This is a genomic window from Mycolicibacterium obuense, from assembly GCF_055397605.1.
Window position 1 is genome coordinate 4522260 of sequence record NZ_AP043663.1, and the last position, 25694, is coordinate 4547953.

The following is a 25694-nucleotide window of genomic DNA, read 5'->3' on the forward strand; positions in this document are numbered from 1 at the left end:
ACGTCCGACTGGCAGTTTCGCCGGCGGGAGGTGGTGCGACAATCACGCCCATGACTGCGGTGCCCAAGGATTTCGCCCCCGGACTCGCGGGCGTGGTGGCGTTCGAGACCGAGATCGCCGAACCCGACAAGGACGGCGGCGCTCTGCGCTACCGCGGCGTCGACATCGACGACCTGGTGTCCAACCGGGTCACCTTCGGCGACGTCTGGAGCCTGCTGGTCGACGGCCGGTTCGGGGCGGGACTCGCAGCCGCGGAACCGTTCCCGGTGCCGGTGCACAGCGGCGACGTTCGCGTCGACGTCCAGGCGGGCATGGCCATGCTGGCCCCGATCTGGGGGTTGCGGCCGCTGCTGGACATCGATGACCAGACCGCACGCGACGACCTGGCGCGGGTCTCGGTGATGGGGCTGTCCTACGTCGCGCAGTCCGCGCGCGGAATCGGCAAGCCTGCCGTTCCGCAGCGCGTCATCGACGAATGCCCCACGGTGACAGCGCGATTCATGACGCGGTGGCAGGGTGACCCCGATCCGCGCCACGTCGAGGCGATCGACGCCTACTGGGTGAGCGCAGCCGAACACGGAATGAACGCGTCGACGTTCACCGCGCGCGTCATCGCGTCGACGGGCGCTGACGTGGCGGCCGCACTGTCCGGGGCGGTCGGCGCGATGAGCGGTCCGCTGCACGGCGGCGCGCCCGCCCGGGTGATCCCGATGATCGAGGAGGCCGAACGCACCGGGGATGCCCGCGCGGTCATCACCGGAATCCTGGACCGCAAGGAAAAGCTGATGGGCTTCGGTCACCGGGTGTACCGGGCCGAGGATCCCCGGGCCCGGGTTCTGCGGGCCACCGCCAAGCGCCTGGACGCTCCGCGCTACGAGGTGGCCGCCGCATTGGAACAGGCCGCCCTGACCGAGCTCCGGGAGCGCAGGCCCGACCGCGCGATCGAGACCAACGTCGAGTTCTGGGCGGCGGTGATCCTCGATTTCGCCGAGGTACCGCCGGCCATGATGCCCGCGATGTTCACCTGTGGGCGCACCGCTGGATGGTGCGCCCACATCCTCGAGCAGAAGCGTCTGGGCAAGCTGGTGCGACCGTCGGCGATCTACGTCGGCCCGGCACCGCGCAGCCTCGAGTCGGTCGACGGCTGGGACTCACTGGCCCGGCCATGACCGGCGAACGGGTCGTCTTCGCCTCAGCCGCACGGTATCTGGCGACACTGGTGCGTCAGATTCCCGCGGACCGATGGGACGGACCGGGACTCGGAGAGTGGACGGTGCGCGATCTGGTGGGGCACACGTCGCGATCACTCATCACCGTCAGCACCTACCTGCACACCACCGCATTCCGCGAGGACGTTCGCGAACCCGCCGAGTATTACGTGCGCATGAATGACTACGTCACCGATGCCGGCGCCGACGCGATCGTCGAGCGCGGCCGTCAGGCGGGCCGTGATCTCGGCGCGGAGCCCGTCGCGACGATCGACGGTCTGGTCGAGCGGGTGCTCGGCGAGATCGACACCGCCGGCGACCCGCTGATGGAGGTGATCGGCGGGCTGGGTGTGCGGTTGTCCACCTACCTGCCCACCCGGACCTTCGAGATCGCCGTGCACGGCCTGGACATCGCCGCGGCGGTCGGGCTCACGGCGACTCCGCCGGTCGAAGTGCTCTCGGAGGCCGCCGCGCTGGCAGGCCGGATCGGCGCGCACCTGGGCCAGGGCCCGGCAGTGCTGCTCGCGTTGACCGGTCGCAGCCCGCTGCCCGCGGGATTCTCCGTCGTCTAGGCCGATGAGTTCTGGGCGTCGGCCGGGTCGGTATCGACAGCCAACCGGACCAAGGAGAAACTGATGGCCATCAACAACACCCCGATGCTCGTCCCCCACCTCGTCGTCGGCGACGCCGCCGCTGCGCTGGACTTCTATGCCAGGGCGTTCGGCGCCGAGGAGATGGTGCGACTGCCTGGGCCCGACGGCAAGCTGATGCACGCCTGCATGCGTGTCAACGGGTCGATGGTGTTCCTCAACGACGACTTCCCCGAGTACAACGACGGCGTGTCGAGCACCCCGGCCGCACTCGGCGGCACACCGGTCACGCTGCACCTGCACGGCGCCGACGTCGACGGCCGGTTCCAGCGGGCGCTCGACGCGGGCGCCGTCGTGGTCAACCCCCTGGAGGACCAGTTCTGGGGTGACCGCTACGGGGTGGTGCGCGACCCCTTCGGCCATCACTGGGCGCTCGCCGAATCCGTGCGAGAGGTCGACGTCACCGAGATCGCGGCACAGATGAGCAGTGCCGAGTAACCGTTTGGTGTGTTTGCTGGGCTAGATGGGAAGCGCCAGCGATAATCCGACGATGATCTGGCTGCTCCAGTTCCCCCCTGTGCTCCTCGGCATCCTGTGGGTTGTCATCATCGTGGGGATCTCCGTCGGCGGGCTGGTGCTGTTCCGCAGGGCGGTGTCGCACACCCGGCTGGAGAACGCGAACCCGGTATCCAGTGCGGTGTTTCAGGTCGCGGGGGTGCTCTACGCCGTCCTGGTCGCGTTCGTCGTCGTGGTGGTGTGGGAACAGATGGGCGACGCCGAGGACGCAGCAAGCAAAGAAGCCTCGGCGGTCGCCGACCTGCTGCGCGACTCGGCCGCCCTGCCCGCCGCGAACCGCGCCGAGGTGGAACGCAACCTGATCGCCTACACCCGCGACGTGATCGACGACGAGTTCCCGCGCATGCGCCGGGGCGAGGCGATCTCCGAACAATCCCCGGCACTGAACGACGTGTGGCAGTCCTACCTGAAGGTGCAGCCCGAGACGCGCAATGAGATCGCGTTCTTCGACCACGCGATCGTGCGTCTGAACGACCTCAGTGCCAACCGGAAGTTGCGGGTGTCCACCGGCGATGCCTCAGTGCCGGGAGAGCTGTGGGTGCTGCTCATCGGCGGGGGTGCGGTGCTGATGACCTTCACCTATCTGTTCGGCACCAAAGACCTACTCGTGCACGGGATGGCGATCGGACTCACGGCAGCGTTGCTGGCGTTCGTGATGTACCTGATCTTCGCGCTCGAACATCCCTACGTGGGCGCGTTGTCGGTGCAGCCCACTGCGTTCGTCAACGCACTCAGGGATTGGAACGTCTAGCGCAACAGACCGGACAGCAGGCGCCGATGCATCGGTTCGGCCGGCACGCTGGCGGCTACCCGCAGCATCTCCTCCACCGCCGTGAACTTCACGCGCGGCCGCTCACCCCGGCCCCGTGCCACCTCGGCGGCGTCGATCGCGCGCCATCCGGCAGCATCGACGACCTCGGGTGCTCGGCCCCGCACGAATCGGTCCAACGCCGAAGGCTTGTGGCTCGGGTCGGGTAGCAGGCCCGCGTTGTAGTCGGCGACGAGGGTGTGCACGGTCTGCGCTGCGCACGACTTGTTCGTGCCGATGAAACCCGTGGGCCCACGCTTGATCCAGCCCGCGACATAGCTGCCCGGTACCGGATCATCACCGTCGAGAACCCGGCCGCCGTCGTTGGGGACGACGCCGGCCGCCTCGTCGAACGGCAATCCCCGAATGGGCATGCCGCGGTAGCCGATCGACGTCAGCACCGTACCGGCGTCGAGCGCGACCACCTCGTCGGTGCCGGTGACTCCGAACTCAACGCCCGTCACCCGTTGGGCGCCGAGCACGCGCCGCGGAGTGAGGTTGTAGGCCAACCGAATACGCGGGCCGGTGACGGGAGCGGTGCTGTCACCGAGCTTGCTCAGGATCTCCAGTTTGCGGCGCGTCAGATCGTCGGTCGCCTCGGCGAGATCCTCTCGCACCCGCTGGTGGTCGTTCGCGTCGAGTACCACGTCACACCGGGCCGTGAGCCCGATCAGCTCGGGCAGCGTGAAAGCCGACGCCGCCGGACCACGCCGCGCGGCGATCACCACCTCGCGCACACGCGACTCGCGCAGCGCCGCCAAAGCATGATCGGCGATGTCCGTGCGCGCCAACGTATCCGGTTCCGCAGTCAGGATTCGCGCGACGTCGAGCGCGACGTTGCCGTTGCCGACGACGATCACCCGCTCACCGCTGAGATCGACAGCCAGATCGGCGAAATCGGGATGGCCGTTGTACCACGCCACGAACTCGGTGGCGGTGCTCGCACCCGGCAGGCTCATCCCCTCCACGTCGAGGCGCTTGTCGGTGGGGGCACCGACGGCGTAGAGCACCGCATGATGATGGTCGAACAGTTCGTCGTGCGTGAGATCCGATCCCACCTCGACGTTGAGGTAGAACCGGAAGTCTCGACGGGCGGCGATCCGGTCGAACAGCGAGGTGACCTGCTTGGTCGCCTGATGGTCGGGAGCCACGCCGGCACGCGCCAAACCATAGGGTGTGGGCAGCTTTTCGAACACATTCACCTGCACGCCCGACTGGGTGAGCAGCTCGTCGGCGGCGTACATCGCGGCGGGCCCGGAGCCGACGATCGCGACCCGCAGCGGGCCCCCGCCGCGGGCGTGCACCATCGGGGCATCCGGGACGGGCGCGAGCTTGGAGGTCGGCGGCAGCTTGCCCTCCCGCTTCGGATAGAACCCGGCGTTGATCTCCACGAAGGGCAGCTGCTCAGCGCTCAGGCGGCTGTCCGGGGCGATCGCCCCCACCGGGCACGCCGACACGCATGCGCCGCAGTCGACGCAGGCGTCCGGATCGATGAACAGCATCTCGGCGGTGGCGAAACCCGGTTCATCCGGCGACGGATGGATGCAGTTGACCGGGCACGCGAAAACACAGGACCCGTCGCTGCAACACGACTGGGTGATGACGTGCGGCATGTTTTATTGCAGGCCTACGCCACCGAGGCCAGGTGCGCGCGCTGCGGCTCGCTGCGGTAGCGGCTGGGCCGCCCGCCGATCCGGCAGATACGCCACATGAGCTTGGCGAACGGATTCATCAGCCCGGTGTCGTGGGCCAGCATCCGCACATCACCGAACATGTCCTGCAACATCTGCCGCGACTCCGGCGAATGGAAGAAGATGTCCTTGCGCACCGAGCGCGGGATGTCGAATTCCTTCCAGAACGCCCGCGGCGGCACGATGATCGCCGAACAGAGCACACGCATCACGACGGGAACGTAGAGCGAGAGCCAGAACCGCTTGCGGCGCGGCAGATCCGGCACCCGCTTGCGCAGGTACTCGTGGGCGAACGAGATGTGGCGGGCCTCCTCGGCGACGTGAATCGCCATGACACGCTCCATGATCGGATGCAGCGCCTTGCCCTCGCGCAGCACGTTCTTCTGCGTGTGGTCGATGGGCTCCTCGCCGGCGAGGATGCCGAACCAGAACGGGATCGGCAGCGGGCCCGCGACCAGCGGGATCGCGGGCTGCACCCACTTGAGCAGCTTCGGCATGCCCGGTACGTCAGCGCCGATCCGATTCACCATCTCCTGGAACATCAGGGTGTGGTTGCACTCCTCGACCGCCTCGTGCAGGCAGTAGCGGTACTCGGGCGAGCCATTGGGCGTCCAGAACGCGTACTCCATCAACCCGCGGATCAGGATCGACTCGAAGTGCAGACCGACCTTGGCGACGTTGGCCTGACGCCACATGCCGATCTCGATCTGCCGCTCCTTGGGCTGCGAGCGGTACCACTCGTGCTTACCGATCGGGTCGGTCGCCGGGAGGATCCAGCGCTCGTCGTTCGGCGTGACGGCGAACTCGGGCGAGTCCCAGTCGATGTCGGTGTAGGGGTTGAAATTGCGCCGCACCGAACCCTCCGAGAGGGTCTGAAGCGTGTTGACGTAGTCCGTGTCGTCGAACACGTCCATGTTCCTGCGCCAGCGGCGGACGATCTTCGTGCGTGCTTCTTTGACTGCCATCGGGAGCCTCCATCCCTCACGTCGAGGTTTACATTCCAGTACCCGTTGTCCAGGGACAGTACCCGCGGTCCCATGAATTGAACAGGGCAATTTCCTGAATGTGCGCTGGGCGCGTTATTCCCGTCACACGTGACACACATCACAGTCAGTACCCACTGCGCCACCGGATTCCCACCAGATTCGGAGGCTGAGGCGCCCCGGTTCTAGGCTTGGCCCCATGGCTGCCGACCTGACGATTCCCCACGACCTCAAGCCCCGCGACGGCCGCTTCGGCTGCGGACCGTCCAAGGTGCGCCCCGAGCAGCTGACCGCGCTCGCCGACGCGGGCCACCTGTTCGGCACCTCGCACCGGCAGGCCCCGGTCAAGAACCTGGTCGGCCGTGTCCGCGACGGGCTGCGCCAGCTGTTCTCGCTGCCCGACGGGTACGAAGTGATCCTCGGCAACGGCGGCTCCACCGCGTTCTGGGACGCCGCGGCGTTCGGGCTGGTCGACCAGCGCTCGCTGCACCTGACCTACGGCGAGTTCAGCGCGAAGTTCGCGTCCGCGGTGGCCAAGAACCCGTTCGTCGGCGACCCGGTTGTGATCAAGGCCGACGCCGGGAGCGCGCCCGCGCCGACCACCGACCCCTCCGTCGACGTCATCGCCTGGGCACACAACGAGACCTCCACCGGCGTCGCCGTCGGAGTGCAGCGCCCCGACGGCGCGGGTGATGCCCTGATCGTCATCGACGCCACCTCGGCTGCCGGCGGTCTGCCCGTCGACATCACCGCCGCCGACACCTACTACTTCGCCCCGCAGAAGAACTTCGCGGGCGACGGCGGTTTGTGGATCGCGCTGATGTCACCGGCCGCGCTGGCCCGCGTCGAGGCCATCGCGGCGTCCGGCCGCTGGGTGCCCGAGTTCCTGTCGCTGCCCATCGCGATCGAGAACAGCGTCAAGAACCAGACCTACAACACCCCCGCGATCGGCACGCTGGTGCTGCTCGCCGAGCAGATCGACTGGCTGCTCGGCAACGGTGGACTGGACTGGGCGACCAAGCGCACCGCGGACTCGTCGTCGCGGCTGTACTCCTGGGCCGAAGCCTCGTCGTTCGCCACCCCGTTCGTCGCCGACCCGGCGCTGCGCTCGGCCGTCGTCGGCACCGTCGATTTCAATGACGGCGTCGACGCCGCCGCCGTGGCCAAGACGCTGCGCGCGAACGGCATCGTCGACACCGAGCCGTACCGCAAACTCGGCCGCAACCAGCTGCGGGTGGGCATGTTCCCGGCGGTCGAGCCCGACGACGTGAGTGCCCTGACGGCCTGCATCGACTGGGTCGTCGGACAGATGTAGCGACTGCCGCGTGTCATCGCGGTAACGGCGAGATAACGCAGTAGGGTGACCGCGTATCGGGCTCAGTGCGGCCCGAGAGGAGGTCGTCATGCGGGAACTGAAAGTCGTCGGACTCGAAGTCAACGGCACCCGGATCATCTGCGAGACCGACGACTCCGCGGAGAAATTCGTGCTGCGCTCCGACGAGCGACTCAAGGCCGCAGTGCGCGGCGACCGGGCCGGCTCGAACCAGACCACGATCGATGTCGAGGTGCCGAACGTGCTGCGCCCCAGGGAGATCCAAGCCAAGATCCGCGCCGGAGCCTCGGTGGAGCAGGTCGCCGCGGCCGCCGGCGTCGACATCGGCCGGGTGGAACGGTTTGCCCACCCCGTCCTGCTCGAGCGCTCCCGCGCCGCAGAGCTCGCCACCGCCGCCCACCCCGTGCTGTCCGACGGCCCGTCGGTCCTGACGCTGCTCGAGACCGTGACCGCCGCCCTGATCGCCCGCGGGCTCGACCCCGAGAAGACCGAATGGGACGCCTGGCGTAACGAGGACGGCCGCTGGACGGTGCAGATGGCGTGGAAGGCCGGCATGTCCGACAACGTCGCGCACTTCCGGTACGCACCCGGTGCCCACGGCGGCACAGTGACCGCCTTCGACGACGCGGCCTACCAGCTGATCGACCCCAGCTACGCCCGGCCGCTGCGACCCCTGGCCCCGGTGGCGCAGCTCGCCCTCGGCGACCCCGAGCCGGTCGCCCCGGCCCCCAAGCCCGCTCCCCTGCCCGCGCCGACGCCTGAACCCGAGCCGGCGGTCGACGAGACGCCCAGCCCTGAGGTCAAGCCATCGCGTCCGAAGAAGGCGCGGCCCACGGTCCCCGCGTGGGAGGACGTACTGCTAGGCGTACGTTCCAGCGGCGGCCAGCGCTAGCAACCCGAGCCAGGCAGCCGCGACACCGACGACGGCGCCGAGGACGAACCAGCGCCACACCGGCGCCTTGCGCCAACCCCACACTGTCGGGGCGAGCCCTCCCACAGCGACGAGATTCAAGCCGATCGCGAGCAGCGGGTTGACCCGCATCAGCCCGATGCCCAACACGATGAGTACCGCGGCGAGCACGGCGGCGACGAACGCCGCGACGGTCAGCCCGGTACCCCAGGGCGTCGGCTCGGGGGGCGTCACGGCGCGAGCCTATCCCGCTCGTAGAAGGCCAGCGCCGCCGCTGTCGCGACGTTGAGCGAGTCGGTGCCGCGCGACATCGGGATGCGAGCCCGCACATCACACGCGCGCATCGTGTGTTCGGCCAAACCCGGCCCCTCCGCCCCGACCAGGATGCCGACCTTGTCGCCGGCCAGCCCGGCAAAAGCGTCGGCCAACCGCTGCGCACCGGCGCCCGGAGTCATCGCGACCAAACGAAACCCTCTGTCGCGCAGCGTGTTCAAGTCCCCCGGCCAGCTCTGCGCCCGCGCGAACGGAACCAGCAGCGCGTGCCCCATCGAGACACGCACCGCACGTCGATACAACGGATCGGCACAGCCCGCGCCGAAGATCACCGCGCCCACCCCCAGACCCGCCGCGTTGCGGAAGATCGAGCCGAGATTCTCGTGATCGTTGACCCCCTCCAGCACCGCCACCGTCCGCACCCCGTCGAGCACATCGGACACCGTCAACTCCGGCGCGCGCGACGCCGACGCCAGCACGCCGCGATTGAGGTGGAACCCGACCACCTCGGCCATCACCTCCGCGCTCGCCCGGTAGTACGGCGCGGCGAGCCCGTAGAGGTCGGCGCCGAGCTCGGTCAGTCGCCGGTCGGTGCCCAGCAGTGCCCGCGGCCGGAACCGGGACGCCAGCATGCGCTGGACCACCAGCACGCCCTCGGCGATCACCAGACCCTTGCCGCTGGGCAGATCGGGCCGCCGGTCGACGCTGTTGAGGTCTCGGAAATCATCCAGTCGCGGGTCGGCGGGGTCGTCGACATCGACGACGAGGGCGGCGGGCACGGCGATCGACACTACCGACGCCTGATCGGTTACGTTGGGCCGCGATGACGACCACGCCCCCCGAACCGCCGCCGCTGCCGCGCGCCCTGACCTCCCCGTGGCCGGTGATCGTCGTGATCACCGGCGGGTGGCTGATCACGACGCTGCTCGCGTTCACGGTCGAGGCATTGGCGCCGTGGCGACCCGTCAGCCTGGCCGGGCTGGGGGTGGGTGTTCTTGGCACGTCGATCTTTCTGTGGCAACGTCACGCCGTGCGCCGCGGATCGCGCGGGGCACAGAGCGGTCTGGACTGACTAGAGGAGAACACCGTCATGGCGGCGCCCATTCTGCAAGCGCAGATCGACATCAACGCACCGGTATCGACCGTGTGGAAGCTGGTCTCCGATGTGGAGCGGATGCCACAGTGGAGCCCCCAGTGCCGCTGGACGAAGGCGATCGGCGGAGTGCGCCAGGGCGCCCGCATGGTCAACCTGAATCGTCGCGGAATGTTGGTCTGGCCCACGACCGCTCGCATCACCGAGCTCGTGCCCGAGAAGAAGCTGGCGTTCAGAGTCAGCGAGAACCACACGGTGTGGAGCTACGAACTCGAACCCACCGAGGCCGGCACAAAGCTGGTGGAGACCCGCAGAGCCGAGAACGGCACCACCACTGCGGTGTCGGCCTTTGCGGTCGACAAGTTCATGGGCGGGGAGAAGAGCTTCGAGCAGGAACTCATCGAGGGTATGAACGACTCGCTGGCGCGCATCAAGGCGGCCGCCGAGCGCTAAGAGCGCTCTTCGGTGCGCTCCACCAGGTCCAGCACGCCGTCGTCGAACGGGTCGAATTGCGGCGAGCCCGCACCCTTCGGCGCCGGCGTGTCGGAATGGGCCCCGCAGCCGTATTCGGCGTCGACCACATGCCCGTCGGCCGCGTACTCGTTGGCGCACACCCCGAACATCACTCCCAGCGCCCCGCCCAGCGGAACGTAGAACCCGCAATCGCGACACGTCCGGCGGGTCGAGCGCGCCATCGCCGAGCCGGGACCGAACTCACCGTCGTGCCAGCGCTGTGCCGCGTCGGCGCGCCCCCACAGACTCAGGACCTGCCGTCGGCCGAATCCGACCTCGACCGCCACCTCGTCGATCTGCGGGTCGCCGGTGCCCATGAACCCCGGCACCAGGCGCGGATCATCCGCAGGCGGGGCCAGCAGATCGCCGGGACCGAGATCGCCGGCGCGTACCCGCTCCTCCCACGGCACCCACTCGGGCGCCAGCAGTGCCGACGGGCCCGGGACGAGGACGACCTCGCTGATCGTCGCGTGTGTGGCGCCGGGGCAGGCCGCGACGACGACCGCCCACTGCCACCCCCGGTAGCCGGGCAGTTCCGCGAGGAACCGGTGGGTCGCCGAGGACGGATCCTCGACCTCGGCGCCGAGGTAATCGCCGACGGTGTCGGCACCGCTGAACTCGGCGATCGCCGAGCGGGCGTCGTCGACCGCGCCGAGCAGCATCGCCTCGAGCTCCGCGGACATCGGCTCGGGCTCTTCCGGTACCTCGGGTGCCGGTTCGGCGGCGTGCGCCGTCGGTTCCGCCTCGGCGGCCTCAGCCTCAGCTGTCGGTTCGACCGCCGGCTCGGCTGCCGCAACTGGCGGCTCGTCCGACGGCGAAGAGGGTTCGGTGACGCTGTCCATCGGTGTTCATCTTGCCCGACGGAGCCGGTCGGGAGCCACACCGGTTGGCTGCACGTCCGCTGTCGCCTCCATGGGGGAGAATCGAGCGCGTGACAGGAGCGCGGCGCGACCGGGATTCCCAGGAGGACCCCGCCGGTCCGACCGGCGGACGCTACTACCCGCCACGTCCCCCCGTCGGGGAGCACCCGGGGATGGCCAACTACCCCAGCGATCCGGTGGCCGCCGGCGGCAGGCGCGCGTCCTCGACCGCGAATTCGAGCGGAAACCGGTGGTTGCCGCCGCTCGATGAACACGACCGTCGACGCACCTACGACCGGTTCGACGATGACCGGGCCGTCGGCGCCGAGAAGGTGACGGTCACTCGCGCGGCGGCACAGCGCAGCCGCGAGATGGGCTCGAAGATGTACGGGCTGGTCCACCGAGCGGCCACGGCCGACGGCGCCGACAAGTCCGGCCTGACCGCGCTGACGTGGCCGGTGGTGGCCAACTTCGCGCTCGACGCGGCGATGGCGGTCGCGCTGGCCAACACGCTGTTCTTCGCCGCCGCCACCGGCGAGAGCAAGAGCCGGGTGGCGCTCTACCTGCTCATCACGATCGCCCCGTTCGCGGTCATCGCACCGCTGATCGGACCCGCTCTGGACCGTCTGCAACACGGACGCCGCGTCGCACTGGCCGCGTCGTTCGGGCTGCGCACCGTGCTGGCGGTGATCCTGATCGCGAACTTCGACAGCGCGACCGGCAGCTTCCCGTCCTGGGTGCTGTATCCGTGCGCCCTCGGCATGATGGTGCTCTCGAAATCGTTCTCGGTGCTGCGCAGCGCGGTGACGCCGCGCGTGCTGCCCCCGACCATCGACCTGGTGCGCGTGAACTCCCGGCTCACGATGTTCGGCCTACTCGGCGGGACGATGGCCGGCGGGGGCATCGCCGCTGCGGCGGAGTGGGGATTCCAGCTGTTCGCGATGCCCGGCGCGCTCTACGTGGTGGTCGCGGTGTCGATGGCCGGTGCGGTGCTGGCGATGCGGATACCCAAGTGGGTCGAGGTCACCGAGGGCGAGATCCCGGCGACGCTGAGCTATCACAGCCGCACCGAGGGACAGTTCCGCGAGCCGTCCGCCTCGAAGAGGGCGCGACAACCGTTGGGTCGCAACATCATCGCTGCACTCTGGGGCAACTGCACCGTCAAGGTGATGGTCGGCTTCCTGTTCCTCTACCCGGCGTTCGTCGCCAAGGCGCATGACGCCAGTGGCTGGGAGCAGCTGCGCATCCTCGGCCTGATCGGCGCCGCGGCCGCCATCGGCAACTTCATCGGCAACTTCACCGCGGCGCGGCTCAAGCTCGGCCATCCCGCGCAGTTGGTGGTCCGGTGCGCCATCGCGGTGACCGCGATGTCGCTGGCCACCGCGCTCACCGGCAGCCTCCTCGTCGCCGCGGCCACGACACTGGTCACCTCGGGCGCGAGTGCCATCGCCAAAGCGTCACTGGACGCCTCGCTGCAGGACGACCTGCCCGAGGAGTCGCGCGCATCGGCGTTCGGGCGCTCGGAGTCGCTGCTGCAGCTGGCCTGGGTGGTGGGCGGTGCGACGGGCGTGCTGATCTACACCGAGCTGTACGCCGGCTTCACGACGATCACCGCGCTGCTGATCCTCGGCCTGGCGCAGACGATCTTCAGCTACCGCGGGGAGTCGCTGGTTCCCGGACTGGGTGGTAACCGTCCCGTGCACGCCGCCGCCGAGGGCGTGCGCGCCGAGCCGGCGGTGACGGGCGAATGAAACGCGTCATCGCCGTTCTCGTCGCCGTTGCGCTGCTGGCTTCCGTCGGAACCGCCGTCCTGGTCTGGCGGTTGTCCCGCGATGCGGGGCACGACCTGCCCGAGATCTCCGCCTTCAGTGCCGGCCAGCTGACCCGGGTCGGTCCCTACCGGTACTGCCAGGTCCTCAACCCCACCGACTGTGTGGTGCCCGCGGACCAGGGTGAGCTGCCCGTCTCGGGCCGCCACCCCGTGCAGCTGTCGTTGCCGAGCGAGATCGCGAAGGCGCCGTGGGTGCTGCTGCGGGCTTACGAGGACGGCGACGTGATCGAGGAGTTCCGGCCCAACGCCCGGTTGGCGGTGACGATCCCGACCGTCGACGCCCAGCGCGGCCGGTTGACCGGATTCGCGGTGCAGCTGCCGACATTGGTCCGCGACCAGGACGGCAACGAGTTCCCGGTCCCGCACGCCGAGTGGTCGGTGCGCACGTCCTGGAGCTGATGACCGCGAAAGTGTCGTGACGGTAGCGGCGGTTGGGTTCCGACTACCGTGCGAGCACTTTCGCGACGTCAGCCGGCGGTGTGGGCCGCGGGCACTTCTTCGCCTTCGCGCGGCGGGCCCGGTGGAGTCCCGTCGCCGAAAGGCCTGCCGCCCAATGCTTCTCGACCGTGCGGGGTGAGCCAGTTGGCCAGATCCGGCCCCTTCGGCACCACTCCGGTGGGGTTGATGTCGCTGTGCACGATGTAGTAGTGCTGCTTGATCTGCACGAAGTCGATGGTGTCGCCGAAACCCGGCGTCTGGAACAGATCTCGGGCATAAGCCCACAGCACCGCCATTTCCGACAGCTTGGATCGGTTGGTCTTGAAGTGTCCGTGATAGACGGGGTCGAACCGGGCCAGCGTGGTGAACAACCGGACATCGGCCTCGGTGATGGTGTCACCCACCAGATAGCGCTGATCTGCCAGCCGATCGGTGAGCCAGTCGAGCGCGGTGAACAGCCGGTCGTAGGCCCGCTCGTACGCCCGCTGCGAACCCGCGAAGCCGCAGCGGTAGACACCGTTGTTGACCTCGGTGTAGATCCGCTGGGACACCTCGTCGATCTCGTCGCGCAGCGGCTCGGGATAGAGCTGCGGGGCGCCGTCGCGGTGATGGGCGGTCCATTCGGTCGACATGTCGATGGTGATCTGGGGGAAGTCGTTGGTCACGACCTCGCCCGTCGGCACGTCGACGATCGCGGGCACCGTGATGCCCTTCGGATAGTCCGGGATGCGCTTGTTGTAGGCGTCGCGCAGGAAATGGATGCCCAGCACCGGGTCGACGCCATCAGGGTCCAGATCGAAAGTCCAGCTGCGCTCGTCGTGCGTGGGCCCGCAGAACCCGATCGACAGCGCGTCCTCCAGACCGAGGAGCCGACGGACGATGATCGTGCGGTTCGCCCACGGGCAGGCGCGTGCGACCACCAGGCGGTAGCGCCCCGCCTCGACCGGGTAGCCGTCCCGGCCGTCCGCGGTGATGCGGGTGGAGATGTATTCGGTGTCCCGGTTGAAGTCGCCGCCGGAGCTCGACGGGTCGGCCACATAGCTCATGGCTTCTGTCTTACCCCGTCACGCGACGGACGACTCAGGCGTCGAGTTCGCGGGCGACGGCCTTGACGACCTCGGAGACGCGGCGGGCCACCTTGCGATCGGGATAGCGGCCCTTGCGCAGCTCGGGCTGCACGGCGCCCTCCAGCAGGGTGATCATGTCCTCGACCATGCCGTGCAGCTCGTCAGGGCTGTGCTTGTGCTCGACGGTGGTCGCCTCACGACGGGTCCGGGTCAGGCTCGGCGGCGGATCGATCAGCTTCAGACTCAGCGCCTGGGGACCGCGGCGGCCGGCGGCGACGCCGAACTCGACGCGCTGGCCCGCCTTGAGGCCTTCGACACCGGCGGGCAACGCCGAGGAACGCACGTACACGTCCTCACCGTCTTCCTGGGAGAGGAATCCGAAGCCCTTCTCCGCGTCGTACCACTTCACCCGGCCGGTCGGCACTGGTCTCACCTGCTTGTCTGTCTGAGCCGATAGGTCCGCGCCCGCACGGGGTACAGACCGTTTAGATAGAGGAAGCGCCCCGGCTGCGTCGGGACGCGTCGGGACGATCCTACTCGGACGTCACCGCAGCCAGCACCCCCTTAACTGGGTAGGCTTGCCGGACCGCGGGAGGAAGAAGATGCGCCTGATCCTGAACATCATCTGGTTGATCTTCGGCGGCCTAGGGCTGGCGCTCGGCTATCTGGTCGCCGCGCTGATCTGCTTTGTCCTGATCATCACGATCCCGTTCGGCTTCGCGGCGCTGCGCATCGCGGTGTACGCGCTGTGGCCGTTCGGCCGCACGATCGTCGACAAGCCCGGTGTCCGCCCCGGCGCCCTGGTCGGCAACATCATCTGGTTGCTCGTCGCCGGGATCTGGTTGGCGATCGGGCATGTGCTGATCGCCATCGCGATGGCGATCACGATCGTGGGCATCCCGCTGGCGCTGGCCAATCTGAAGCTGATCCCGGTGTCGTTGATGCCGCTGGGCAAGGAGATCGTCCCGGTCGACGGTCCGGGCGTGCCCACCGCGAGCGGGTTCCCGCGATGACCGCGGTCGCACTCGGCGTGCCGTCGGTGCGGGGGCTGCCGCAGGGCGCACCCGCGCACGGACCGCTGGTCGACACCTTCGGCCGGGTGGCCACCGACCTGCGGGTGTCACTCACCGATCTGTGCAATCTGCGCTGCACCTACTGCATGCCCGCCGAGGGACTGGATTGGCTGCCGTCGGACCAGAAGCTGAGCGTCGACGAGCTCGTCCGGCTGCTCCGTCTCGCGGTGACCCGGCTCGGGGTCACCAGTGTGCGCTTCACCGGCGGCGAGCCGCTGGTGGTCCCGCACCTCGAGCAGGTGATCGCGGCGACGGCAGCGCTGCGTCCCCGGCCGGAGATCACGCTGACCACCAATGGGGTCGGCCTCGCCGGGCGCGCGGCTGCGCTACAGCAGGCCGGCCTCGACCGCATCAACGTGTCGCTGGACACCGTCGATCCGCAGCGCTTCGCCGCGATCACCCGGCGGGACCGACTGGACGCCGTGCTGGCCGGTCTGCAGGCGGCGAAGGCTGCCGGGCTGGCGCCGGTCAAGGTCAACGCCGTCCTCGATCCGGTCAGCGGACGCGACGACGCGGTCGCGCTGCTCCGCTTCTGTCTCGCGCAGGGCTACCAGTTGCGCATCATCGAGCAGATGCCTCTCGACGCCGGCCATTCCTGGCGCCGCGAGGACGCGCTGACCGCCGACGAGATCCTGGCCGCGTTGCGCCGCGAGTTCGTGCTGACCGCGCATCCAGGGCCGCGGGGTTCGGCCCCCGCCGAACTGTGGCAGGTGCGCGACTCCGATGGCGCGCTACTGGGCGATGTCGGCGTCATCGCATCGGTGTCGCATGCCTTCTGCGCCAGCTGTGACCGCACCCGGCTCACCGCCGACGGTCAGGTTCGCAATTGCCTGTTCGCGCGGGACGAGACGGATCTGCGGGATCTGTTGCGTTCCGGCGCCGACGACGACGCCGTGGAAGCTGCGTGGCGCGCCGCGATGTGGAGCAAGGCGGCCGGGCACGGCATCAACGATCCGGGGTTCGTGCAGCCGGACCGTCCGATGAGTGCGATCGGCGGCTGACCGGTGACGGTGACGGTGCGGTACTTCGCCGCTGCGCGCGCAGCGGCAGGCGTCGACGATGAAGCGGTCGACGTGGACGAAGCTGCGACGGTGGCCGACCTGGTGGAGGTGCTGCGTGCACGCGGGCCGGAGCTGGCGCGCGTCCTGGCGCGGTGCTCGTATCTGCGGGACGGAATCGCCGTGCGCGACATCACGACTCCGCTGGCGCCTGCGCAGACGATCGATGTGTTGCCGCCGTTCGCCGGTGGGTAGATGACCGTTTCTCGCGGATGTATTCCGTGATTTACGTCACATCACGGAATGATCACGGGATGGCTACGGCGAGGTAGCGACGCCCGGCACCTGCAGGAACAACGCGCCCGCCAGGCATTTTAGAGAATTTTTAGTATTTGCCGAGGTAGGCGACACGGCGATGGCGACGAGGTGACGGGAAACTGGCGAGCCGTTACCGTTCTGGACCAGGCCGGTCGCCCCCACTGACCGGCTTGTCGCGAAACCAGTTGCGCCGAGCTCCATCCGCTGGTTCGCGGGACGATCGAGACCTTTGGATGGAGGCGGGGGACCCACCGGTCCACCGACAGGACCTGGAGCCGAGTTCGGCTCCTTGGGGTGAAGCCGACGTCGTCTCGACGCCGCCGGCCGGGCGACCTCTCCAGCCCGAACCCGACAGCTGACCTCGCGGGCGCATACGAGAGGACCACGCGCACCTATGAGTGGACGGCACCGCAAGCCCACGACTTCTTCTGTCAGCGTCGCCAAGATCGCCGTCACCGGCGCGGTCATCGGCGGCGGAAGCCTGGCTCTGGCCGGTACCGCAGGCGCGGCCACCGACAGCGAATGGGACAGGGTCGCCAGCTGCGAATCCGGCGGTAACTGGGCGATCAACACCGGCAACGGCTACCAGGGCGGACTGCAGTTCTCCCCCGGCACCTGGTCCGGACACGGCGGTGGCGAGTTCGCTCCCGCAGCCCACCTGGCCACCAAGGACGAGCAGATCGCGGTCGCCGAGCGCGTGCTGGCGACTCAGGGCAAGGGCGCGTGGCCTGTGTGCGGCGGGCCGCTCTCCGCCGCGACACCCCGCAACGTCGTCAACGAGGCGGCCAACGAGGCGCCCGCTCCGGCCGGACCCCTCGGTCTCCTGCCGCCCCCGCCGCCCGCCGATCCGATGGCTCCGCCGCCGCCCGCACCGTTCGACGCGATGGCTGCCCCGCTGCCCGCGCCGCCGGCTGATCCGATGGCCCCGCCGCCCCCGGCTCCGGCTCCCGTGGATGCCGCACCGCTGGACGCCCCGCTGCCTCCCCCGGCCGACCCGATGGCCCCGCCGCCCCCGGCCCCCGCTCCGGCTCCCGTGGACGCCGCACCGCTCGACGCCCCGCTGCCTCCCCCGGCCGACCCGATGGCCCCGCCGCCCCCGGCCCCCGCTCCCGCTCCCGTGGACGCCGCACCGCTCGACGCCCCGCTGCCTCCCCCGCCGGCACCGGTTGTCGACGTCGCGAACATCGCGCCGGCCGACGTACCGCCTCCCGCCCAGCCCATGGTCAACGCCGCCGACTGGGACGCCGCGCAGAACCCCGCACCGGCTGACCAGCCTCAGGTCTGGGCCCTGCACCCGGGCGACCTGGCGCAGCAACCCGCCCCGGCTGCTCCCCTCCCGGTCCCGGCACCCGCGCCCGCCGCAGCTCCCGCGCCGGCGGCCCCCGCGCCCGCACCCGTCGCCGCACCGGACCCGCTGGCCCCGCTGAACGCCGTCCCGGTTCCCGCACCGGCCTACGACGTCGCCAACCAGGCCATCTCCGGCGACCTGCCGATGCCCGACGGCATGCCGCATCTGGCCAGCCCGACGAATCTCCCGCCCGGCACCACGGCCGATCCGAACGCGGTCGCCGACCCGAGCCCGAACGTGACCTACCTGAAGGACATCTGGCACGCCATCCAGACGCAGGAGATCTCCGGCAAGGACGCGCTCCTCGCGCTCACGCAGCGGCCGCTCACCAGTGGTCCGGCCGCCCTCGAGCCGGTCGCCCCGGGTGCGCCGCTGCCTGGCGCGCCGATCGATCCCGCGGCGCCGCCCGCCCCGGGTGCTCCGGTCCCGCCGGCTCCGGTCCTGCCGCCGTCCTGATCTCCGCTACGCGGAGTTGACCCACTCGTCGGTGCCGTCGACGAAGAACTGGTGCTTCCACACGGGTAGCAGTTCTTTGACGCGGTCGACGAGTCGTGCACACGTCTGAAAGGCTGCGCCGCGATGATCCGCGGCCACGACAGCGATCAGCGCTGCGTCCCCGATCTGCAACGGACCGACGCGGTGGCTGACGGCGATCGCCCGTACCCCGCTGGCCTCGGCCGCCACCTCCGCGACGGCATCGGCGAGAACCTGGGCCGCCGACGGATGCGCCGAGTACTCCAGCCTGGTCACCGAGCGGCCGCCGTCGTGGTTGCGCACCACCCCGGCGAACGACACGACAGCGCCCGCGGCGTGGTGGGCGACGAGCGCCTCGTGCTCGGCGGCATCGATCGGCTGCTCGGTCAGCTCTGCGCGCACGACCTCGGTCACGGTCGGTGATCTCCGCCCCGCAGCTGGTCGAGGGCGTGGTCGAGCACGTCGTCGAGAACGCCCAGACCATCCCGCACGCCGCCCAGTGAGCCGGGGAGGTTGACGATCAACGTCCGCCCCGTGACCCCACAGATCCCGCGCGACAGCACCGATGTCGGCACCTGGGGCAGCCCCGAGCGCCGGATCGCGTCGGCCAGGCCGGGGACCTCGTAGTCGAGCACGGCCGCGGTCTGCTGCGGCGTCGCGTCGGTGGGTGAGACACCGGTGCCCCCGGACGTGATGATGACATCGGGCTGGTCCTGCAGCGCCTCCCGCAGCGCCGCACCGACCGGCTCACCGTCGGGAACCACCACCGCCGGCGGGGTGTGCACCGCACGCGCGGTGAGCCAGTCGACGATCACCGGACCGCATCGATCGGTGTAGACGCCGGTGGCGGCACGGGTGGAGGCGATCACGACCACACCGGAGCGGGTCGGGCTCACCGCGACCACGGGCCGGTCTTGCCGCCCTCCTTGTGGAGCACGCGGATACCGTCGATCGAGGCGGCGCGGTCGACGGCCTTGATCATGTCGTAGACGGTCAGTGCGGCCACACTGACAGCCGTCAGCGCCTCCATCTCCACCCCCGTGCGATCAGTGGTGCGGACCGTCGCCGTGATACCCACCTCGTCGCCGGAGACGTCGAAGTCGATGTCGACACCGGTGATCGCCAACGGATGGCACAGCGGCACCAGCTCGCTGGTGCGTTTGGCCGCCAGGATGCCCGCGACGCGGGCGGTGGCCAGCGCGTCACCCTTGGGCAGGCCATTCGTGCTGATCAGGTCGATGACGTCGGCGCGGGTCCGGACGGTGCCCGCAGCCACCGCGACGCGCTTCGTCACGTCCTTGGCGGTGACGTCGACCATGTGGGCGGCGCCGGCCTCGTCGAGATGCGAGAGGCGCTCGGCCATCGCTACTTATTGATGACGGTCGAGGACTGGATGAACGGCAGCTCCTCGGCCGGCAGGGGGAAGGTGATGTCGCCGAACGGCGACAGGGCCCCGGTGCGGTCGGCGGCCAGCTCGCTGACGGCGTGGTCGTCGGCGTCGCTGGTGGGCCAGCCGGGATCGACATATCGGGTCTTCTTGTCATCAGCCACGGATGACATTGTGGCAGGCCGATCGCCGGCTGGCGAGGGTGGGAGGCTGCTTTACGCTGGTCAGGTGAGCGCCAAGAGCCCCGGTATGCCGTTGGGCGTGTGGTTGGCCGAACGCGACGACGAGGCACTGATCACGCTGTTGCGGTCGCGGCCCGACCTCACCCAGCCGCCACCGGGAACGATCGCCGCGCTGGCCGCCCGGGCCGCCGCCCGGCAGTCGGTCAAGGCCGCCACCGACGATCTCGACTTCCTGCACCTGGCGGTGCTCGACGCACTGCTGACCGTGCATGCCGAGACGTCGGCGGTGACGGTCAAGGAGTTGGCCGCAGCGTTGGGTGAGCGCACCGACGAGGCGTCTGTGCGCGCGGCGGTCGGCGACCTCACGGCGCGGGCGCTGGTGTGGGGCGACACCGCAGGCACGGGCGCCCTGCGGGTCGTCGCCGAGGCCGCGAACGGGCTGCCGTGGTATCCGGGCCAGGCGACGCTCGAGCCGCAGGCCCTCTCCGCGACCGAGGTCACCGCGGCTCTCGACGCACTCGACGATGCGGCGCGCGATCTGCTCGAGAAGCTGCTCGAGGGCTCCCCGATCGGCCGCACCCGCGATGCCCTCCCCGACGCTCCGGCGGATCGGCCCGTCCAGCGGCTGCTGGCCGCCGGGCTGCTGCGGCGACTCGATGCCGACACGGTGATCCTGCCTCGGCTCGTGGGGCAGGCGCTGCGCGGCGAGACGCCCGGTCCGGTGAGCCTGGTCCGTCCTGACCCGACGGTGACGACCACGTCCACCGCCGACGTCGACGCCGTCGCGGCCGGCGCTGCGATCGACCTGCTGCGCGAAGTCGACCTGGTGCTCGAGAACCTCGGTGCCACACCGGTTCCGGAGCTCCGCAGCGGAGGCCTGGGGGTCCGCGAGGTCAAACGACTGACGAAGGCGACGGGTATCGACGAACGTCGGCTGGGTCTTATCCTCGAGGTGGCACTCGCGGCAGGGCTGATCGCCGCCGGGGTCCCCGAGCCCGAGCCCCCGGACACCGGTTCCTATTGGGCACCGACGGTGGCCGCGGACCGATTCGTCGAATCTCCCACGGCGGTCAAGTGGCACCTGGTGGCCTCGGCGTGGCTGGACCTGCCGGGCCGGCCCAGCCTTGTCGGCGTCCGCGGTCCGGATGGCAAACCCTATGCAGCGCTTTCGGATTCGCTGTTCTCGACAGCGGCCCCGCTGGATCGCCGACTCCTGCTGTCGATGCTCTCCGAGCTGCCACCAGGGTCAGGGGTGGATGCCGCGAGCGCATCCCGCGCCATGGTCTGGCAGCGGCCCCGCTGGTCGGCGCGCCTGCAGCCCGATCCGGTGGCGGACCTGCTGACCGAGGCGCACGCCGTCGGCGTCGTCGGCCGCGGGGCGCTGGCCAGCCCGCTGCGCAGGCTGCTCGCCGGCGAGGACGAGCAGGCCGTCATCGCCGCGATGGACAAGGCGCTTCCCTCCCCGATCGACCATTTCCTGGTGCAGGCGGATCTGACCGTGATCGTCCCGGGGCCATTGGAGCGGGATCTGGCCGAACGGCTGGGCGCAGTCGCCACTGTCGAATCCGCCGGTGCGGCAATGGTGTACCGCATCGACGAGGCATCGGTGCGGCGCGCGCTCGACAGCGGAAAGACCGCCGGCGAACTCCATGCACTGTTCACCAGACATTCCAGAACACCGGTGCCGCAGGCATTGACCTATCTCATCGACGATGTCGCACGACGGCACGGGCAGCTGCGGGTGGGCATGGCAGCGTCGTTCGTGCGCTGCGAGGACGCGGCGCTACTGGCCGCCGCCGTCGGCGCGCCGGCCACCGAAGCCGTCGAATTGCGCCTTCTCGCACCGACGGTCGCGGTGTCCCAGGCTCCTATCGCCGAGGTGCTCTCCGCGCTGCGAAGCGCCGGGTTCGCCCCTGCTGCCGAGGATTCCACCGGGACGATCGTCGATCTGCGTAGCCGTGGCTCCCGCGTCCCGGCCCCTGGCCGGCGCCGCACCTTCCGGCCCGGCGCCACCCCCACCGACCAGACCCTCGGTGCGATCGTCGCCGTGCTGCGCAAAGTCGCGGCGTCGCCGTCGTCGGGGCTGCGACTCGACCCGGCGGTCGCGATCTCCGAATTGCAGCACGCCGCACACCATCAGGAGTCGGTGGTGATCGGTTACGTGGATCCGGCGGGCGTCGCCAGCCAGCGGGTGGTCGCGCCGATCAACGTGCGCGGTGGACAGCTGACCGCGTATGACCCGGCCTCAGGTCGGGTACGCGAATTCGCCATCCACCGCGTCACGTCGGTGGTCTCGGCCGATCCCGGCTAGATCAGCGACACCGTCGTCAGGACCAGCCCGGCGACCAACGCCGACAGGTTCGAATCGTCCACCACGTTCACCGTGATCGTGCGGGTCGGCAAGACACCGAGTTGCGTCGCCTTGAACGTAACCGCCTCGAGCGCCTGCTTGTACTGAGCGATCGTGGCCGTGCCCGACAATGTCAGCACCCCGGTGCTCGTGTTGTAGACGGCCGTCACCGGGTTTCCGTTGATCGCGTTGTAGCCCAACGTGTCACCGCTGCGGAGGCCCGCTGTGATCGCCACCGACGCACCGGTCAGCATCGTCGAGTCGGTGTCGAGGATCGTCGCTGACGTGATGGGCTTGACCGTGTTGCCGACCTTGACGAACGTGGCGCCGACCGTGGCGATGGTCGGACGGTCCGGGTTCTTCACGCCCACGAGCACGGTGGCGGGCAGCAGCGTGCCCACGCCGGAGTCGTCCACCACATCGATGGTGACCGTACGAGTGTCGAGCAGGCCGGCGCCGCCGGTCGCCGTGAACGTGACAGCCTCCAGCGCTGCTTCGTACTGGGCCAGCGTCGCCGTCCCGGTGAACGTCAACGTGTCGGTTCCGTTCCACGTCGCCGATACGGGGTTGCCGTCGATCGGGGCGAAGCTCAGCAGATCACCGGCCTGCCGTCCGCCGCTGATCTTCACCGTCGCACCGGTGAGCACCGTCGAGTCGAGATCGCCGATCTCGACGTTGGCGGCGACCTTGACCCCGGACTTGCCCAGTGTGTAGGTGGCCGGCAGCGACAGCACGGTGAGCAGCGGCCGGACCGGTGCGATGGTGTTGGCGAACACCACGCCCGGAACAGGACTGGTGTCGCCGTCCTCTTCGGTGACCGAGATCGTGACCGATCGAGTGAGGCCGACCTGCGTCGCGCTGAACGAAATCGCTTGCAGCGCAGCGGTGTACTGCTCGACGCTGGCGAGTCCCGTCAGCTCGATGGTCCAGTCGTTGGGGCGGCTGACCTGGATCGTGGAACCCGCGGGAGCGGTGTAGGTCAATGTGTCACCGGACAGGCGGCCGGGGCCGATGACGATGGTTGCGCCGCTGAGGTTGCCTCCATCGGCGTTCGCGATGAGTACCGAGGAGATCAGTTTCACCGGAGGCTTGCCGATCGTGTGGATCGGGGTTCCCAATGGGGTCACTGTCAGCGGGAGTTCCACGACGATCGCGGGGAGAACACCCATCGCGACCGTCGCGGGCAGCAGACTGTCGTTGCCGTCGGTGTCGGTCAGGGTGACGTTCACCGTGCGCAGTCCGAGCCCGAGTTGCGTTGCGCTGAAAGTGATGTCCTTCAGTGCGGCCTCGAACTCGGCGAGAGTGACCGGGCCGGTCAGTGTCACCGAGCGGTTGTCGTCGCTGAAACTCGCCGTGATCTGACTGCCGTCCGGCGCGGTGTAGGACAGCGCGTCTCCGGTCTGCTTACCGGCGCCCAGCGATACCGTGACCGACTGCAGTGACGACGAGTCGGCATCGGTGATCTCGGCAATCGACAGTAGCTTCACCGGGTCGCCACCCAACCGGAACGGCCCGCCGCCGACCGCGAACAGCGATGGCGGGAACTGGATCGCCGGCAGGAGCAGAAGCAGAACGCCTGCGGGTACCAGGTTCTCGACGCCTTGTTCGTCGGTGAGGGTGATCTCGATGGCGCGAGTCGCCAGGCCCAGCTTCGTGGCGCTGAACGTGATGGCTTTGAGCGCTGCTTCGTAGTCGGCCAGGCTCGCCAGGCCCGACAGTGTGACCGTGCGGTTGTCGTCGGTGAAGACGGGCGTGATGACGCTGCCGGAGGGGGCGGTGTATCCGAGTACGTCACCGATCTGTTTACCGGCGGCGATCGAGACCGTGATGCTCTGCAGCTGTGTGGAGTCGGGATCGACGATGGCGGCTGCGGACAACAGCTTCACCGGATCGCTCTTCACGACGTAGGGCAGCGCGGGCGTGGCGAGTAGCGAGGGCGGGAGCTGGACGAGCGGATCCACGGTGAAGGCAACTGTTTGGCGGTAGGTGTCGGCCTGCGCCAGCCCGATCACGCGAGCCACGGTGTGCAGCAGGCCCAGCAATCCGGGGAGGTCGACGGAGCTGTCACTCACCACGACGGTGAATTCGACGGGCCGGGGATTACCGATGACCGGGGTCGTCGGCGTGTAGAGGAAGGAGCCGTCGAGCGGGTTGCGGACGACCACACCTCCGCTGGCCGGTTGCTCGATGGTGTAGGTCAGCGGGTCGTCGTTGGGGTCGTAGGCGTCGATCCGGATCACGACCTGTCCGGTGACGATCTGCTCGGTGGTCACCGACCGCACCACCGGTGTCTTGTTGAACAGGGTGTGGGTGATCAGCCGGCGCACGTAGGCCAGCAGAGCGTCGTCGACCGGAGACGACGCCGGGGTCGTCGTGTCGGACAGCGTGTCGGAGAGCGCAGTCGCTTTCTCGGTCGCCGCGGGGGCTTGCAGACTCACCACTTCCGCCGGGGCGGTCTGCGGCGCCGGGTCCGGCACCCGGGCGAAGAGGCGCTTGCGCGGCGCCGTCGTCACCGGCGATACGGCGACCTCGTCGCTGTCCGCACTCTGCTCGGTACCGGCGGTGACGACGTCGGTGTCCCGGCTCTCGTCGACGTCGGCGTCCTTGGCCCGCCTCGGCCCCTCGAACCTGGCATGCCATCGCCGCGGGCCGGCTGCTGTCTCGTCGTCAGCAGTGGTCGCGCTGTCGGCATCGGTCTCGGCCTTGGTGTCCGTGGAGCGCTTCGCCCCCCGGATCTTGCCGGCAAGGGGTGCGTCGGTGTCCTGTGTCGTGCTGCCCGCCGACGTGACGCTCGACTCCGTCTCGCCCTCGCTCGCCGCGGCCACGCCCGTCGCCGCGTGTGCGACCGCCAAGCCGATGCCCAAGGAGACCGCCAGTGCCCCCACCCGCCCGACAGGAATCGGCGACCGCTGCTGCTCGACTCGGTGTCGCGCGGGTCGGTTGGACCCTGCATCGTCGAGGAGCCTTGCGGCCGCCCAGAACTGCCCTTCGGCACCGGTGCGAGACTTCCGATGTCCGACAGCTTTGCCACTCATGCGCCCGGCCTCCGTCACTGCGTCCAGTCCCCCGTGACTGTTCGCCCCCCCGACGACAACGCTGGGCGTGAGCCGTCACGCTTGTGGCCGCTACCCCGCGCAGCGAACACTAGAGCAAATTGACGCGCGCGACTGTCTTTTCTGTGAAAATGCTTCAAGAAGTCTTTCCAGCAACCTCATTGTGCGTCTTGACGTCGAGTTATGCGACGAAGGCTACTGAGGGCGGGCGCGTTCACTCCCACCGTCGACCTAGATCTGCACCCGCTTCCGCAGATTGCGCAACCCAAGACGCCGCCCTTCTGTCGGGGCGACCGTGCCCGCCGGCCTGAACGCGAAGCCAGGTTGTCGTGAGAGT

General features: G+C 69.4%; 27 protein-coding genes and 1 riboswitch. Of the genes, 15 read left to right on the forward strand and 12 right to left on the reverse strand.

Going from position 1 to position 25694, the window contains the following annotated elements; all coding sequences use genetic code 11:
* Window positions 1-50 precede the first annotated feature (50 nt).
* The 4 genes from ACZ50N_RS21720 (at window position 51) to ACZ50N_RS21735 (ending at window position 3125) form a co-directional block, all read left to right on the forward strand.
* Window positions 51-1169: a citrate synthase 2 gene (locus tag ACZ50N_RS21720; protein ID WP_464473758.1), complete on the forward strand. Its 1119-nt coding sequence runs from the start codon at window positions 51-53 to the stop codon at window positions 1167-1169.
* Window positions 1166-1780 carry a maleylpyruvate isomerase family mycothiol-dependent enzyme gene (locus ACZ50N_RS21725; protein WP_464473759.1) on the forward strand — a complete coding sequence of 205 codons (615 nt, stop codon included), beginning with the start codon at window positions 1166-1168 and terminating at the stop codon, window positions 1778-1780. The genes ACZ50N_RS21720 and ACZ50N_RS21725 overlap by 4 nt, the downstream gene beginning before the upstream one ends.
* A 63-nt stretch (window positions 1781-1843) precedes the next feature.
* The gene (locus tag ACZ50N_RS21730; protein WP_048423935.1) at window positions 1844-2296 is read left to right on the forward strand and encodes a VOC family protein; all 453 of its coding nucleotides are present in this window, start codon (window positions 1844-1846) and stop codon (window positions 2294-2296) included.
* A 52-nt stretch (window positions 2297-2348) separates the two neighbouring features.
* Window positions 2349-3125, forward strand: a complete 777-nt coding sequence (locus tag ACZ50N_RS21735; RefSeq protein ID WP_046365848.1) for a bestrophin-like domain — start codon at window positions 2349-2351, stop codon at window positions 3123-3125.
* Here the strand turns inward: ACZ50N_RS21735 and ACZ50N_RS21740 are convergent.
* Window positions 3122-4795, reverse strand: a complete 1674-nt coding sequence (locus ACZ50N_RS21740) for a 4Fe-4S binding protein (RefSeq protein ID WP_133414961.1) — start codon at window positions 4793-4795, stop codon at window positions 3122-3124. The two genes, ACZ50N_RS21735 and ACZ50N_RS21740, sit on opposite strands and share 4 nt — an antisense overlap.
* 14 nt (window positions 4796-4809) lie before the next feature.
* Window positions 4810-5838 carry an AurF N-oxygenase family protein gene (locus tag ACZ50N_RS21745; RefSeq protein ID WP_046365850.1) on the reverse strand — a complete coding sequence of 343 codons (1029 nt, stop codon included), beginning with the start codon at window positions 5836-5838 and terminating at the stop codon, window positions 4810-4812.
* Between the two features lie 217 nt (window positions 5839-6055).
* Between ACZ50N_RS21745 and serC the strand changes: the two genes are divergently transcribed.
* Together serC and sepH are read left to right on the forward strand one after the other, a co-directional pair.
* On the forward strand, window positions 6056-7171 hold the full coding sequence (serC, locus tag ACZ50N_RS21750; RefSeq protein WP_464473760.1) for a phosphoserine transaminase: 1116 nt from the start codon (window positions 6056-6058) through the stop codon (window positions 7169-7171).
* An 88-nt stretch (window positions 7172-7259) separates the two neighbouring features.
* A complete protein-coding gene (gene sepH / locus ACZ50N_RS21755) occupies window positions 7260-8081 on the forward strand; it encodes a septation protein SepH (RefSeq protein ID WP_046365852.1) in 822 nt (273 codons plus the stop codon).
* Here sepH and ACZ50N_RS21760 read toward each other — a convergent pair.
* Window positions 8049-8333, reverse strand: coding sequence for a DUF2537 domain-containing protein (locus tag ACZ50N_RS21760; protein ID WP_046365853.1), 285 nt, complete (start codon window positions 8331-8333; stop codon window positions 8049-8051). The two genes, sepH and ACZ50N_RS21760, sit on opposite strands and share 33 nt — an antisense overlap.
* Window positions 8330-9151, reverse strand: a complete 822-nt coding sequence (locus tag ACZ50N_RS21765) for a TrmH family RNA methyltransferase (RefSeq protein ID WP_464473761.1) — start codon at window positions 9149-9151, stop codon at window positions 8330-8332. Before ACZ50N_RS21765 ends, ACZ50N_RS21760 begins: the two co-directional genes overlap by 4 nt.
* A 44-nt stretch (window positions 9152-9195) precedes the next feature.
* Here ACZ50N_RS21765 and ACZ50N_RS21770 point away from each other — a divergent pair, with 44 nt between their 5' ends.
* Window positions 9196-9444 carry a DUF2530 domain-containing protein gene (locus tag ACZ50N_RS21770; protein WP_046365854.1) on the forward strand — a complete coding sequence of 83 codons (249 nt, stop codon included), beginning with the start codon at window positions 9196-9198 and terminating at the stop codon, window positions 9442-9444.
* Window positions 9445-9462: 18 nt separating this feature from the next.
* Window positions 9463-9918 carry an SRPBCC family protein gene (locus ACZ50N_RS21775; RefSeq protein ID WP_046365855.1) on the forward strand — a complete coding sequence of 152 codons (456 nt, stop codon included), beginning with the start codon at window positions 9463-9465 and terminating at the stop codon, window positions 9916-9918.
* Here ACZ50N_RS21775 and ACZ50N_RS21780 read toward each other — a convergent pair.
* Entirely contained in the window at window positions 9915-10661 is a 747-nt protein-coding gene (locus tag ACZ50N_RS21780; RefSeq protein ID WP_048423975.1) for a DUF3027 domain-containing protein, read from the reverse strand. The genes ACZ50N_RS21775 and ACZ50N_RS21780 overlap by 4 nt on opposite strands.
* Window positions 10662-11011: 350 nt before the next feature.
* Here ACZ50N_RS21780 and ACZ50N_RS21785 point away from each other — a divergent pair, with 350 nt between their 5' ends.
* Both ACZ50N_RS21785 and ACZ50N_RS21790 read left to right on the forward strand, forming a co-directional pair.
* The gene (locus ACZ50N_RS21785) at window positions 11012-12589 is read left to right on the forward strand and encodes an MFS transporter (RefSeq protein ID WP_464470690.1); all 1578 of its coding nucleotides are present in this window, start codon (window positions 11012-11014) and stop codon (window positions 12587-12589) included.
* The gene (locus ACZ50N_RS21790) at window positions 12586-13068 is read left to right on the forward strand and encodes a DUF2771 domain-containing protein (RefSeq protein ID WP_464473762.1); all 483 of its coding nucleotides are present in this window, start codon (window positions 12586-12588) and stop codon (window positions 13066-13068) included. The genes ACZ50N_RS21785 and ACZ50N_RS21790 overlap by 4 nt, the downstream gene beginning before the upstream one ends.
* 68 nt (window positions 13069-13136) lie before the next feature.
* On the opposite strand, the gene ACZ50N_RS21795 is transcribed toward ACZ50N_RS21790, so the two are convergent.
* Both ACZ50N_RS21795 and ACZ50N_RS21800 read right to left on the reverse strand, forming a co-directional pair.
* Window positions 13137-14153: a glutathione S-transferase family protein gene (locus tag ACZ50N_RS21795; protein ID WP_464470021.1), complete on the reverse strand. Its 1017-nt coding sequence runs from the start codon at window positions 14151-14153 to the stop codon at window positions 13137-13139.
* Between the two features lie 34 nt (window positions 14154-14187).
* A complete protein-coding gene (locus tag ACZ50N_RS21800; RefSeq protein ID WP_046365859.1) occupies window positions 14188-14598 on the reverse strand; it encodes a cold-shock protein in 411 nt (136 codons plus the stop codon).
* Between the two features lie 178 nt (window positions 14599-14776).
* Between ACZ50N_RS21800 and ACZ50N_RS21805 the strand changes: the two genes are divergently transcribed.
* From ACZ50N_RS21805 to ACZ50N_RS21820, 4 genes are all read left to right on the forward strand, one after another.
* Window positions 14777-15187: a YccF domain-containing protein gene (locus ACZ50N_RS21805; protein WP_464473763.1), complete on the forward strand. Its 411-nt coding sequence runs from the start codon at window positions 14777-14779 to the stop codon at window positions 15185-15187.
* A complete protein-coding gene (moaA, locus tag ACZ50N_RS21810) occupies window positions 15184-16248 on the forward strand; it encodes a GTP 3',8-cyclase MoaA (RefSeq protein WP_046365861.1) in 1065 nt (354 codons plus the stop codon). The genes ACZ50N_RS21805 and moaA overlap by 4 nt, the downstream gene beginning before the upstream one ends.
* 3 nt (window positions 16249-16251) lie before the next feature.
* The gene (locus ACZ50N_RS21815; RefSeq protein ID WP_046365862.1) at window positions 16252-16500 is read left to right on the forward strand and encodes a MoaD/ThiS family protein; all 249 of its coding nucleotides are present in this window, start codon (window positions 16252-16254) and stop codon (window positions 16498-16500) included.
* Window positions 16501-16741: 241 nt separating this feature from the next.
* A riboswitch (cyclic di-AMP (ydaO/yuaA leader) is annotated at window positions 16742-16948 on the forward strand.
* 9 nt (window positions 16949-16957) lie between these two features.
* Entirely contained in the window at window positions 16958-18367 is a 1410-nt protein-coding gene (locus tag ACZ50N_RS21820) for a transglycosylase family protein (RefSeq protein WP_464470020.1), read from the forward strand.
* A 6-nt stretch (window positions 18368-18373) separates the two neighbouring features.
* Here the strand turns inward: ACZ50N_RS21820 and ACZ50N_RS21825 are convergent, their stop codons facing one another.
* The 4 genes from ACZ50N_RS21825 to ACZ50N_RS21840 are packed head-to-tail and all read right to left on the reverse strand — an operon-like array spanning window position 18374 to window position 19945.
* The gene (locus ACZ50N_RS21825) at window positions 18374-18799 is read right to left on the reverse strand and encodes a molybdenum cofactor biosynthesis protein MoaE (protein WP_133414968.1); all 426 of its coding nucleotides are present in this window, start codon (window positions 18797-18799) and stop codon (window positions 18374-18376) included.
* Entirely contained in the window at window positions 18796-19281 is a 486-nt protein-coding gene (locus ACZ50N_RS21830) for a MogA/MoaB family molybdenum cofactor biosynthesis protein (protein ID WP_046366302.1), read from the reverse strand. The genes ACZ50N_RS21825 and ACZ50N_RS21830 overlap by 4 nt, the downstream gene beginning before the upstream one ends.
* Complete coding sequence (moaC, locus tag ACZ50N_RS21835; protein ID WP_046366297.1) at window positions 19278-19748, reverse strand: cyclic pyranopterin monophosphate synthase MoaC; 471 nt, start codon at window positions 19746-19748, stop codon at window positions 19278-19280. Before moaC ends, ACZ50N_RS21830 begins: the two co-directional genes overlap by 4 nt.
* A 2-nt stretch (window positions 19749-19750) precedes the next feature.
* Window positions 19751-19945, reverse strand: coding sequence for a hypothetical protein (locus ACZ50N_RS21840; protein ID WP_046366298.1), 195 nt, complete (start codon window positions 19943-19945; stop codon window positions 19751-19753).
* Window positions 19946-20021: 76 nt separating this feature from the next.
* On the opposite strand from ACZ50N_RS21840, the gene ACZ50N_RS21845 reads away from it, so the two are divergent.
* Complete coding sequence (locus ACZ50N_RS21845) at window positions 20022-22265, forward strand: helicase-associated domain-containing protein (protein WP_464470689.1); 2244 nt, start codon at window positions 20022-20024, stop codon at window positions 22263-22265.
* On the opposite strand, the gene ACZ50N_RS21850 is transcribed toward ACZ50N_RS21845, so the two are convergent.
* The gene (locus tag ACZ50N_RS21850) at window positions 22262-25339 is read right to left on the reverse strand and encodes a hypothetical protein (protein WP_464473764.1); all 3078 of its coding nucleotides are present in this window, start codon (window positions 25337-25339) and stop codon (window positions 22262-22264) included. The genes ACZ50N_RS21845 and ACZ50N_RS21850 overlap by 4 nt on opposite strands.
* Window positions 25340-25694: the final 355 nt, after the last annotated feature.